The following is a 12,654-nucleotide window of genomic DNA, read 5'->3' as shown; positions in this document are numbered from 1 at the left end:
TGTGGGCCATACCCCAGCCCCTCGGGGCGCCCCCCCCCCGGGCGCGGCCGGTGGCCCCCCCGTCCGCCCGCGCCCCCGCCGCGCCCCCCACTACCGAGAAGAAAAAGCCCCGGCATTGCCGGGGCTTTTCTATCAGCGGTCTTTCTGAACCGCGTGCACCTTGTGCTGTTCGATGAACTCCTTGGACTGTTCGTCCAGCTTGTCACCGAGCATGCGCCGCACGCTCACGAAGAACAGCGGAATCAGCAGCACGCCGATCACGGTGGCGAACAACATGCCGCCGATCACGCCAGTACCCAGAGAGTGACGTGCATTGGCGCCGGCACCGGTGGAGATCGCCATCGGCAGCACGCCGAGGATGAAGGCGAACGAGGTCATCAGGATCGGGCGGAAACGCAGATGCGCTGCTTCGATGGTCGCTTCACGCAGGGTTTTGCCGGCAGCACGCTGCTCCACCGCGAACTCGACGATAAGAATCGCGTTCTTCGCCGCCAGGCCAATCACCGTCACCATGCCGATCTTGAAGTACAGATCGTTCGGCAGGCCGCGCATCAGCGAGAACACCACCGCACCGAGGATGCCGATCGGCACCACCAGCAGCACCGAGACCGGGATCGACCAGCTTTCATACAGTGCGGCCAAGCACAGGAACACCACCACGATCGACAACACCATCAGCAGCGTTGCCGCGTTACCGGCGAGGATTTCCTGATAGGACATGCCCGACCAGTCGAAGCCGAAGCCCACCGGCAGGTCGTCGTGCACCAGCCGTTCCATGGTGCTCATGGCCTGACCGGAACTGCCGCCCGGCGCCGGCGCACCGACGATGTTGACCGCCGAATAGCCGTTGTAGCGGTTCAGTGCCGGCGGCGCATAGATCCACTCGGACTTGACCACCGCGCTGAGCGGGATCATCGCCGGCTGGCCGGTTGCATCCTTGCTCAGCGAGCTCGGTACGAAATAGCTGTTCAGCGATTCCGGGCCGGTGCGGTAGGCCGCGTCGGCCTGCATGTTGACGCGCTTGATGCGGCCACCATAGAAGAAGTCATTGACGTAGACCGGTGCCAGCATCATCTGGATGGCGGTATAGACGTCATTGACCGACACGCCCATGGCCTGGGCCTGCACGCGATCAACCTTCAACTGCAGCTGCGGTGCGTTTTCCAAGGTGTTGGGACGTACGCCAACCAGCGATTTGTCCTGGCTGGCTGCTCCCAACAAGGTGTTGCGCGCATCCATCAAGGCGTCCTGGCCTGCGCCGGTACGGTCCTGCAGCCACATGTCGAAGCCGCCGAACTGACCCAGGCCCTGCACGGTTGGCAGGTTGACGAAGAAGATCTGTGCATCCTTGATGCCGTAGGCCTTCTTGTTCATTTTCTGGATGAACTCGGGCGCGGTTTCCTTGCGCTCGCTCCAGTCCTTGAGGCGGACGAAGGCCATACCCACGTTCTCACCAGCACCGATGAAGCTGAAGCCGGTGATCTGCATCAGGCCTTCAAAGGCTTCCTCGTCCTGCAAGGTGCCCAACAGCTGATCGAATACGGCGCTGGTACGGGTCTTGGTAGCACCCGGCGGCAGCTGCACGATGGCCAGTGCATAGCCCTGGTCTTCTTCCGGCAGGAAGCTGCCGGGCAGACGGGTGAACAGGAAGCCGCACAACACCAGCAGCAGGGCGAACACCATCAGCCAGCGCGGGGCGTGCTTGATGACGCCACCGACGGTGCCGACGTAGCTCTTTTCCAGCTTGCCGTAGTACTTGTTGAAGGTGCGGTAGACCCAGTTCGGGTTGTCGTTGTGGGTGGGCTTGAGGAAGGCCGCACACAGCGCCGGGGTGAAGGTCAGTGCGAGCAGGGCGGAGAAGGCCATCGCCATGGCGATGGTCAGTGCGAACTGCTTGTAGATCTCACCCGATGCACCCGGCTGCAGCGCAGACGGAATGAACACCGCCGCCAGCACCACGGTGATGGCAACCACGGCGCCGGTGATCTGGCCCATGGCTTTCTGCGTCGCCGGCTTCGGATCGAGTTTTTCCTCGGTCATGATGCGTTCGACGTTCTCGATGACGACGATGGCGTCATCGACCACGATGCCGATTGCCAGCACCATCGCGAACAGGGTCAGCTGGTTGATGGTGAAGCCGATCGCCAGCATGCCCATGAAGGTGCCGAGCAGGGCCACCGGGATGACCAGGGTGGGGATGATGGTGGCGCGGAAGTTCTGCAGGAACACCAGCATCACCAGGAACACCAGGATGATGGCTTCGACCAGGGTGTGGACCACTTCTTCGATCGAGATGGTGACGAAGGTGGTGCTGTCGTACGGGGTGAACCAGCTCACGCCGGGCGGGAAGCTCGGGGCCAGCTCATCCATCTTCGAGCGCACGGCCTCGGACACGTCCAGTGCATTGGCACCGGGCAGCAGCTGGATGGCGAACACCGCCACAGGCTTGCCGTTGTACTTGGTGTCGAAGCCATAGTTGGATGCACCGAAGGAAACCGTGGCGACATCCTTCAGCTTGACCACGCTGCCGTCGTTGTTGGCCCGCAGGATGGTGTTCTCGAACTCTTCCGGCGAGCTGTAGCGGCCTTCGGCGGCCACGGTTGCGGTGAAGGCCTGGCCGTTGGGGGCCGGGTCGCCGCCCACCGAGCCGGCAGCGAACTGCAGGTTCTGGGTGCCGATGGCGTTGTACACGTCGGTTGCCGACAAGTGGTAACCCTGCAGCTTTTCCGGGTTCAGCCATACGCGCATTGCGTATTCGGAACCGAACTGCTGGGTGCTGCCGACGCCGGGAACACGCGAAACCTGTTCCAGCACGCGCGCACCAACGATGTCGTTCAGCGCATCGCGGTCGACCGTGCCGTCATCCGAACGTACGCCGATGGCCATCAGGAAGCCGGCGTTGGCCTTGGCCACCACCACGCCCTGCTTGGTCACTTCCGAAGGCAGGCGCGGGGTTGCCAGCGACACCTTGTTCTGCACCTGCACCTGGGCGATATCGGCATCGGTGCCGCTGTCGAAGGTCAGGGTGATGGTGACGCGGCCGGTGGAGGACGACGACGAGCTGAAGTACATCAGGTTGTCGATGCCGGTCAGCTGTTGCTCGATCACCTGGGTGACCGATTTTTCCGCGGTGGACGCGCTTGCGCCCGGGTAGTTGGCAGTGACGGTCACTTGCGGTGGCGCCACGCTGGGGTAGGACTCGATACCCAGGTTGAGGATCGAGATCACACCGCCAAGCGAGATCAGGATCGCCACCACCCAGGCGAAGACGGGATGCTCGATGAAAAATTTAGGCATGACGGAGTCCCGTTATTCCTTCTTTTCCGGGGTTGCAGCCGGCGCGCCAGCGGCGGGCTTGGCAGCATCGGGCTGCCACGGCTTGGCCGTGGCCGGTGCGCCTTCCTTGACCTTCTGGACACCGGAAACAATGATCTTGTCGCCAGCAGCCAGACCGGAGGAAACCAGCCAGTTGCCGCCCTGCTGGTTGTCCAGGCTGACGTTCTTGCGCACGACCTTGCCGTCCTTGCCGACGATCAGCACATAGCCGCCCTGGGTATCACGCTGCACGGCCTGCTGCGGTACCAGGAACGCGTTGTGGCGCTCGCCGAGGTTGGCCTTGAAGCTGACGAACGAACCCGGCAGCAGGATGTGGTCGGGGTTGGGCAGCTGTGCCCGCAACGATACGGTGCCGGTGGCCGGATCAACCGTGGTCGAGGAGAAGTCCAGGGTGCCTTCGTGACCATAGGCGCTGCCATCGGGCAGGTTGACCTGCACGGTGGTCTTGCCGTCGCCGGCCAACGCCACCGCGCCCTTGTCCTGGGCTGCGCGCAGCAGGCTCAGTTCGTCGGCGGTCATCGAGAAGTTCACGTACAGCGGATCGATCTGGTCGACGGTGGTCAGCAGGGTCACATCACCCTGGCCAACCAGCGCACCTTCGGTGACCTGCTGCTTGCCGGCCTGGCCGGCGATCGGCGCGCTGACGCGTGCATAGCCAAGGTTGATGCGGGCGGTGGTGACCGCCGCTTCGGCCTGCTGCACGGCAGCTGCCGAGGAGCGCTCGGCGGCTTCGGCGCTGTCCAGGTCCGACTTGGACACATAACTCTGCGGTGCCAGCGAGCGGGCGCGGTTGGCGGTGGCGCGGGCGTTGACGTAGGTGGCGCGGGCCGAAGCCAGTGCACCTTCGGCCGACGCCAGCGAGGCCTGCAGCGGTGCTGGATCGATCAGGAACAGCACCTGGCCTTCCTTGACCGTGCTGCCTTCCTCATAGACGCGCTTCTGCAGTACGCCGGCCACGCGGGCACGCACGTCGGCGGAGCGGAACGGCGACAGGCGGCCAACCAACTCACGCTGCAAAGGCAGGGTCTGGGGAGTGGCGTCTACCACGCCAACCTCCTGCGGAGGAGGGGCGGCTTGCTCCTGCGGTTTCTTGCAGGCTGCAAGGCTCAGTGTCGCTGCACAGGTGAGGGCGAGAAGACGGAGTGGGGCGGTCATCAGGAGGAACTCCGGGTGTTGTTTTTATTTGGTGCTGCGGCGGCTTCGTACACGCAGGCAAAGGCGCGTAGAAAGCCATCGGTGGCAAATTCGGCCCAGCGGCGACGCTGTTGTGGATCATCGCGGTAGGGGGCGTGAAAGCGCTGTCTTTCGAAATCCTGGCCAGCAATCATGCTGATCAGCAGCTCGGCCATGAACTGCGGGTCGTCATGCTTGAGGCGCCCACGCTGCATCTCGGTGTGCATCCATTCAGCCACATGCTTGCGTAGCGCTTCGCTGCTTCCCTGGTACATGAACTGCGCTTCGTCGCGGAATTCGTGGACGCTGGCACCAATCAACTGTGCGGTACGGCGTGCGCTGGGCTTGTTGCGATGCTCAAGATAGTCGACTGCGAAGTCGAGCACGGTTTCATGCAGCGGTTTGTCTTCACATACAGATAACGCGGCGGTCGCGGTGGAGACATGCAGCTGCATTGCCTGCCGTAATAATTCGCGCTTGCAGCCATAACGGCTGTAGAGCGTCTGCTTGGAACAGCCGGCTGCAGAGGCGACTGCATCCATACTCAAGCGTATGCCTTGCTCGGCCAACAGCTCACGCACCGCTTCGAGCACGCGCTGGTCGCGCGCGTCGATTGGCGCGGGGTTGGCTGAGGGGGATTGCATAAGCGGTGGACTATACCGTCCAGTTCAGAAACACCGCAACGTAATTCGTCTTTCACTCTGTCCCGTGAGCAAACGAGATTCAGGTGGCGGACATCGTTCGGTGATCGCGTAACCGCAAGAACATGGCGGTTGCTACCATTCGGCGTTGAATCGCGATGCAGATAATGCGGCCCTGCAGCAAGGTTCTTTTTGTTACCAGCGATACAATCGCGGTTTCTCCAAACGAGCAACACCCAAAGCTCTGCCATGAAATCGCAAAACAGTGCTGCCAAGTCCGTAAAGACGAAATCCAAACCAGCTGTGAAGCAGAACATCGCGGAAGCTGGCCTCTCGCTAGAACCGGTATTTGCAGCCTTGCGGAAGCGTTATCCCGCTGCGGCCGCGCAGGCGCAGGCGGTGGCATTTGCTACAGCTTTCTACAAGCGCATGGAAGCCGATGAGTTCACGCTGCACTCGGCCGATGATTGGGCGGTGCTGGCCGCGGGCATGCTGGAATTCGCTCGCACCCGCAAGCCGGGCAAGGCCAATGTGCGCGTGTTCAACCCGACGCTGAAGGCGGACGGTTGGGAATCGGCACATACCGTGCTGCAGATCGTCAACGACGACATGCCGTTCCTGGTGGACACGGTGACGCTGGCACTGGCCGAGCAGGGCATTGGCGTACACGTGCTGGGCCATCCGGTGATCAGCATCGCGCGCGACAAGGCTGGCAAGCTCAGCGGCGTGGGCGAGGGCAAGCTGGAATCGGTGATGCTGCTGGAGATCGACCGCCAGCCGGCCGATGCGCTGGATGCGGTTGCCAAGCGCGTCAGTGGCGCGGTGGAAGACGTGCGCGCCATCGTCAATGACTGGCAGCCGATGACCGACAAGGCGGTGGCGCTGGCCGAAGACCTCGGTAAGCGTCCGCTGCCGGTGAGCAAGGCCTCGCGCGCCGAGGCGCAGGAGTTCCTGCGTTGGGCCGCCGACAACCATTTCACCTTCTTCGGTTACCGCGAATACAAGGTGGAGAAGAAGGGCAAGGAAGAAGTGCTGGTCGCCCAGAACGGCACCGGCCTGGGCCTGATGCGCGGCAAGGACACGATGGTCGCGCGTCCGGTCAAGGGCTTGGCGGCGGAAGGTCTGAATGCCACCAGCAGCCTGCACGATGCACTGATCCTGACCAAGACCAATGCCCGCTCGCATATCCATCGCGGCGGCTACATGGACTACATCGGCGTGCTGGAATTCGACGCCAAGGGCAAGATCATCGGCGAGCAGCGCTTCCTCGGTCTGTTCACCTCCAGCGCCTACAACCGCCGCCCGTGGGAAATCCCGCTGGTGCGTCAGCGCTATGAAAACGTGATGGCACGTTCGGGCCTGAGCCTGTCCAGCCACAGCGGCAAGGCACTGCGCCACATCCTGGAGTCGCTGCCGCGCGAAGAACTGTTCCAGTCCAGCGAGGACGAACTGTTCCGCACCGCCATGGGCGTGCTCGGCCTGCAGGAGCGCGTGCGTAGCCGCCTGTTCCTGCGCCGCGACAAGTTCAGCCGCTTCATCTCGGCGCTGGTGTTCCTGCCGCGCGAGCGCTTCAACACCGACGTGCGCCTGCGCGTCGAGAACATGCTCAAGGACGCGCTGCACGGCGAATACGTCGATTCCAGCGTGGTGCTGGGCGACTCACCGTTGGCCCAGGTGCACCTGATCGTGCGCCCCAAGGCTGGAGAGAGCCTGGAGCTGGACGTGGAAGGCATGGAAAAGCGCCTGGCGCACGTGCTGCGCAACTGGCAGGACGATCTGCGCGAAGCGCTGGTCGGCAGCCATGGCGAAGCTGAAGGCCTGCGCATTGCCTCGCGCATCGGCAAGGCATTGCCGGCCGGCTACATCGAAGACTCCAGCGCTGAAATCGCTGCAGCCGACGTCGCCCAGCTGGATGCATTGACCGGTCCGGACGATCTGCGTCTGAGTTTGCAGGCAATCCGTCGTGACGAGGTCGATGGCCTGCGCCTGAAGCTGTACCGCCAGCTGGAAGATATTCCGCTGTCCGACGTGCTGCCGATGATGGAGAACATGGGCCTGCGCGTGATCGCTGAGCGTCCATACAAGTTGATGGTCGATGAAGCGCCGGTCTACGTGCAGGACTTCGAGGTCGAATCCACCATTGGTGCGATCGACCCGGCCAGCGCCAATGCCGCCTTCAGCGATGCCTTCGCCCGCGTCTGGCACGGCGATGCCGAGAACGATGGCTTCAACCGTCTGGTGCTGGGCGCCGGGCTGGATTGGCGGCAGGTGTCGATGCTGCGTGGCTACTGCAAGTACCTGCTGCAGATCGGCGTGCCGTTCTCGCAGGTCTATGTGGAAGGCACCTTCAACCGCTACCCGCTGCTGGCACGCCTGATCGTGGAACTGTTCGAAGCCCGCTTCGAGCCGACCCCGTCGGCCGACAAGGCGGTGCTGGATGCGCAGCTGGCCCAGTTCAAGCAGCTGGCCGGTGACGATGCTGCCACCCTCAAGCTGCTCGATGGCGTGGTCAAGGCGCGCAAGAGCGACCGTGCCGCGCGCATGGCGCTGGTCCACGACGTGCTGATCAAGCTGCTCGACGGCGTGTCCAGCCTGGACGAGGACCGCATCCTGCGCAGCTTCATCGGCGTGATCGAAGCCACCCTGCGTACCAGCTACTACATGGTCCGCAAGGAAGGCGTGCGCGCCGATGGCGGCCCGGCCGACTACATCAGCTTCAAGTTCGACGCCGCCAAGGTGCCGGACCTGCCCAAGCCGCGTCCGTACCGCGAAATCTTCGTGTGCGGCCCGCGCGTGGAAGGTACCCATCTGCGCTTCGGCCCGGTCGCCCGTGGTGGCCTGCGCTGGTCGGACCGTCGCGAAGACTTCCGCACCGAGGTGCTGGGCCTGGTCAAGGCACAGATGGTGAAGAACACCGTGATCGTGCCGGTCGGCTCCAAGGGCGGCTTCTTCGCCAAGCAGCTGCCGGACCCGGCGGTGGATCGTGATGCCTGGTTCGCCGAAGGCGTGGCCTGCTACAAGCGCTTCATCAACGGCCTGCTCGACATCACCGACAACATCGTCAACAACAAGATCGTGCCGCCGCAGGGCGTGGTGCGTCATGACATGGACGATCCGTACCTGGTCGTCGCCGCCGACAAGGGCACCGCCACGTTCTCCGATACCGCCAACGGCATCGCCCGTGCGCACGGTTTCTGGCTGGACGATGCGTTTGCTTCCGGTGGCTCGGTTGGTTACGACCACAAGGGCATGGGCATCACCGCACGTGGTGCGTGGGAATCGGTCAAGCGCCACTTCCGTGCGCTGGGCCGCGATTGCCAGAAGCAGGACTTCACCGTGGTCGGTGTTGGCGACATGTCCGGCGACGTGTTCGGCAACGGCATGCTGCTGTCCGAGAAGATCCGCCTGGTCTGTGCCTTCGACCACCGCCACATCTTCCTCGACCCGAACCCGACCGCTGCCAGCTCGTTCAAGGAACGCGCGCGCATGTTCAAGGTGCCGCGTTCGAGCTGGGCCGACTACGACAGCAAGCTGATCAGCAAGGGCGGCGGCATCTACCCGCGTTCGCTCAAGTCGATCGAGATCACCCCGGAAGTGCGTGAAGCACTGGGCATCGACGCCAGCGTCAAGGCGATGAACCCGACCGACCTGATCAATGCGGCGCTGAAGGCACCGGTCGACCTGCTGTGGAACGGCGGCATCGGCACCTACGTCAAATCGGCGAGCGAGACCAATGCCGATGTCGGCGACCGCGCCAACAACGGCCTGCGCGTCAACGGTGGCGAGCTGCGCTGCAAGATCGTGGGCGAGGGCGGCAACCTGGGCATGACCCAGCTCGGTCGCATCGAGGCCGCGCAGGTTGGTGTGCTGCTCAACACCGACTTCATCGACAACTCGGCCGGTGTTGATACCTCCGACCACGAAGTCAACATCAAGATCCTGCTCAACGATGTGGTGCGCGCCAAGAAGCTCACCGTGGAGCAGCGCAACAAGCTGCTGGCCTCGATGACCGACGAGGTTGGCGAGCTGGTGCTGATGGACAACTACCGCCAGAACCAGGCGTTGAGCCTGATGGAGCGGATGAGCAGCAAGCGCCTGGGCTCCAAGCAGCACTTCATCCGCACGCTGGAGAAGCAGGGCCTGCTGGATCGCCAGATCGAGTTCCTGCCGTCCGACGCCGAGCTGTCGGCACGCAAGCTGCGTGGCCAGGGCCTGACCCGTCCGGAGCTGGCAGTGCTGCTGTCGTATTCCAAGATCGTCGCCTTCCAGCAGCTGCTGGAGTCGGACATCCCGGAAGACCCGTACCTGTCCAAGGAGCTGCTGCGTTATTTCCCGCAGCCGCTGCAGAAGAAGTACGCCGATGCGATGGAACGTCACCGCCTGAAGCGCGAAATCATCGCCACGGCGGTGACCAACCAGACCATCAACCGCATGGGTGCCACCTTCCTGATGCGCATGCAGGAAGACACCGGCCGCACCGTGGCCGAGGTCGCCAAGGCTTACACCATCAGCCGTGAAACGCTGGACGCACGTGCACTGTGGACGCAGATCGACGCGCTCGACGGTACCTTGCCCGAGGCGGTGCAGGTGGATGCACTGGAAGTGATCTGGAAGCTGCAGCGTTCGTTCGTGCGTTGGCTGCTGACCCGTCCGGGTGCGATGCCGGGCATCACCGCCGCGGTGGATCGCTACCAGGGTCCGTTCAACGACATCCGCGTCGCCTCGGGCGTGCTGCCGGATTCGCAGCGCCCGGCCTATGAGGCCAGCGTTGTGGCATGGAAGGAGAAGGGCTTGCCGGCGGCACTGGCACAGCAGCTGTCCGAACTGCAGTTCCTGGAGCCGGCGTTCGACATCATTGAGCTGGCGCGTCCGCGCAAGCTCAAGCCGGTGGACGTGTCCAAGGTCCACTTCCGCCTGGGCGAAGCCCTGCAGATGCCGTGGCTGTTCGAGCAGATCGACGCGCTGGAGGTCAACGGCCGTTGGCATGCGGTTGCCCGTGGCGTGCTGCGCGACGAGCTGGCCGCGCATCAGCGTGCATTGGCTGGCCAGGTGCTGTCGATGAAGGGCGCCACTGCGGAGGCCAAGGTGGCTGCGTGGTTGGGTCGTGATGACAGCGGTCTGCGTTTCACCCTGGCGATGCTGTCTGAGCTGGCTGAGCAGAAGACGCTGGACTACCCGACGGTGTCGGTGGCGGTGCAGCGTTTGGGCCAGTTGGCTGCGCACGGCGCGTAAGCCGGTAGGTCATTGGTTTTGGAGAACGGGCCCGAAAGGGCCCGTTCTTTTTTGTTAAGTCAAAAGCCTGCCCTCACCCCAGCCCCTCTCCCGCAGGCGGGAGAGGGGCTACAGCTGCAATTGCGCAGGATGCCTGCGCTCGCGGTGCACTAGCCCCTCTCCCGCCTGCGGGAGAGGGGTTGGGGTGAGGGCAGCTCTTGGCTTTGGCCTTCAGTTTCCAAGCAAACGAAAGCACCAGTCACTACACCAGCAGGTTATCCTCGCCCTCCAAGCCGAACGAAAAGACGCGCCCGTGTCCCCCCGAATCGCATTCCTCGCCAGTACCGTCGAGACTGCCCAGCAGGCCCGGGTCAGCCTGGCTGCCCGTTATGGCGACCACAACCCGGAAGACGCGGACGTGATCTGCCCGTTGGGCGGCGACGGCTTCATGCTGCAGACCCTGCATCGCCATGGCAGCAAGGGCAAACCGGTGTTCGGCATGAAACTGGGCACGGTTGGCTTCCTGATGAACCATCACCGCGAAGACGATCTTATCCAGCGCCTGGCCTTGGCCGAGCCGGCCCATCTGCGGCCACTGGAAATGATTGCGCTGACCGAATCGGGGACCACCACTGGTTCGCTGGCCTATAACGATGTCTCAATGCTGCGCCAGACCCGCCAGGCCGCGCATATCGGCATCGACCTCAATGGCCAGCAACGGGTGGAAGAACTGATCTGCGACGGCGTGCTGGTCTCCACACCCGCCGGCAGCACTGCCTACAACTACTCGGCGCACGGCCCGATCCTGCCGCTGGGCTCCAACACGATTGCCTTGACCCCGTTGGCCCCTTACCGGCCGCGGCGCTGGCGTGGTGCAATCCTCAAGGCAGAGACCGAAGTGCGCTTCCGCGTGCTCGATCCTTACAAGCGTCCGGTCAGCGTCACCGCCGATTCGCACGAAACCCGCGACGTGGTGGAAGTGACCATCCGCGAGTCGCGCGAGCGCCAGGTGACCTTGCTGTTCGACCCTGAGCACAACCTGGAAGAGCGCATCCTGAGCGAGCAGTTCATGGTCTGAGCGCCGGAATGGCGGCAGCGGGGCCGCTTGCGGGTAGACTGGGTCCCGTTCCTTGATCGTATTGGGTTCATCGTCCATGGGTGACAACACTCCCCGGCTTCTCACCGTCGCGGTTACTTCGCGCGCACTGTTCGATCTCGAAGAAGGCCATGCCTTGTTCGAACGCGAAGGTCTGGAGGCCTATGCCGCCTACCAACGGGCGCACGAGGATGATGTGCTCAAGCCCGGTGTGGCGTTTCCGGTGGTGCGCAAATTGCTGGCCTTGAATGACGGTGCCCCCCTGGAAACGCCGCGCGTCGAGGTGATCCTGCTGTCGCGCAACTCCGCGGACACCGGCCTGCGCATCTTCAACTCCATCCAGCACTACAAGCTGGATATCGTGCGCGCCACCTTTACCGCCGGCGAGCCAACCTGGCCTTACGTCAAACCGTTCGGCACCGATCTGTTCCTGTCGGCCAACCCGGATTCGGTGCGGCGCGCCCTGGTCAACGGCATTGCCGCAGCCACCATCCTGCCGCAGAGCGCGCAGGACGTGGCCACTGCGTCGGCTGCCGCAACCGATACCGGTCGCTCCAAGACCCAGCTGCGCATCGCCTTCGATGGTGACGCAGTGATCTTTGGCGATGAGAGCGAGCGTATTTCGCGCGAGCAGGGCGTGGAGGCATTCGGCCGCCACGAACGCGAGCGTGCGCACGAACCGCTCAGCGGTGGCCCGTTCCGCAACTTCCTTTCGGCATTGCATGCCTTGCAGGCGGCATTCCCGGCTGGCGAAGCAGCACCCATCCGCACCGCGCTGGTAACCGCACGTTCGGCGCCCGCGCACGAGCGCGTGATCCGCACCCTGCGCGAATGGGGCGTGCGCCTGGATGAGGCGCTGTTCCTCGGCGGCCGCCACAAGGGCCCATTCCTTGAAGCCTTCGGTGCCGACATCTTCTTCGATGATTCGCAACACAATATCGACAGCGCGCGCCAGCATGTGGCAGCCGGGCATGTCCCGCATGGTGTAGCAAATCCGGACTAAAGCTGACGTTTGTTGTGGGAGCGGCGTAAGCCGCGAAGCAACCAATCTATCCGACAGCAGGTAAGGTGCAATTGCTGTGGTATCAGTCGTTCTTGCTTGGTCAGCTTCGCGGCTCACGCCGCCCCCACAATCCGGCGCCCAGCGCGGCCTTGTAGCCCTACATTCCCCACATGTTAGGATGAAGATGCTTTCGC

Annotated in this window: 5 protein-coding genes and 1 pseudogene; 3 read left to right on the top strand and 3 right to left on the bottom strand. The window is 63.6% G+C overall.

The genetic code is table 11. The features are described from left to right. Positions 1-132 precede the first annotated feature (132 nt). From ACVOLV_RS13940 to ACVOLV_RS13930, 3 genes and pseudogenes are all read right to left on the bottom strand, one after another. Complete coding sequence (locus ACVOLV_RS13940; protein ID WP_481554920.1) at positions 133-3,297, bottom strand: multidrug efflux RND transporter permease subunit; 3,165 nt, start codon at positions 3,295-3,297, stop codon at positions 133-135. A gap of 36 nt (positions 3,298-3,333) precedes the next feature. Then, positions 3,334-4,491: pseudogene (locus ACVOLV_RS13935) on the bottom strand (efflux RND transporter periplasmic adaptor subunit); the annotation flags it as partial. Further along, positions 4,491-5,153 (bottom strand): TetR/AcrR family transcriptional regulator, encoded by a 663-nt coding sequence (locus ACVOLV_RS13930; protein ID WP_481554919.1) that lies wholly within the window; start codon positions 5,151-5,153, stop codon positions 4,491-4,493. The gene ACVOLV_RS13930 and the pseudogene ACVOLV_RS13935, both read right to left, overlap by 1 nt. Positions 5,154-5,399: 246 nt before the next feature. Here ACVOLV_RS13930 and ACVOLV_RS13925 point away from each other — a divergent pair, with 246 nt between their 5' ends. From ACVOLV_RS13925 to ACVOLV_RS13915, 3 genes are all read left to right on the top strand, one after another. Beyond that, on the top strand, positions 5,400-10,382 hold the full coding sequence (locus tag ACVOLV_RS13925) for an NAD-glutamate dehydrogenase (protein WP_481554918.1): 4,983 nt from the start codon (positions 5,400-5,402) through the stop codon (positions 10,380-10,382). A 292-nt stretch (positions 10,383-10,674) separates the two neighbouring features. Beyond that, entirely contained in the window at positions 10,675-11,439 is a 765-nt protein-coding gene (locus tag ACVOLV_RS13920; RefSeq protein ID WP_481554917.1) for an NAD kinase, read from the top strand. A 76-nt stretch (positions 11,440-11,515) separates the two neighbouring features. After that, on the top strand, positions 11,516-12,460 hold the full coding sequence (locus ACVOLV_RS13915; RefSeq protein WP_481554916.1) for a 5'-nucleotidase: 945 nt from the start codon (positions 11,516-11,518) through the stop codon (positions 12,458-12,460). Positions 12,461-12,654 lie beyond the last annotated feature (194 nt).

The organism is Stenotrophomonas sp. STEN023, from assembly GCF_056760135.1.
This window is presented reverse-complemented; position numbering and strand designations above follow the sequence as displayed.

What these genes read in the sequence shown, in the direction of transcription:
- ACVOLV_RS13940 (WP_481554920.1), bottom strand. Translation starts at nt 3,297, where the DNA reads ATGCCTAAATTTTTCATCGAGCATCCCGTCTTCGCCTGGGTGGTGGCG.
- ACVOLV_RS13915 (WP_481554916.1), top strand. Translation starts at nt 11,516, where the DNA reads ATGGGTGACAACACTCCCCGGCTTCTCACCGTCGCGGTTACTTCGCGC.
- ACVOLV_RS13930 (WP_481554919.1), bottom strand. Translation starts at nt 5,153, where the DNA reads ATGCAATCCCCCTCAGCCAACCCCGCGCCAATCGACGCGCGCGACCAG.
- ACVOLV_RS13925 (WP_481554918.1), top strand. Translation starts at nt 5,400, where the DNA reads ATGAAATCGCAAAACAGTGCTGCCAAGTCCGTAAAGACGAAATCCAAA.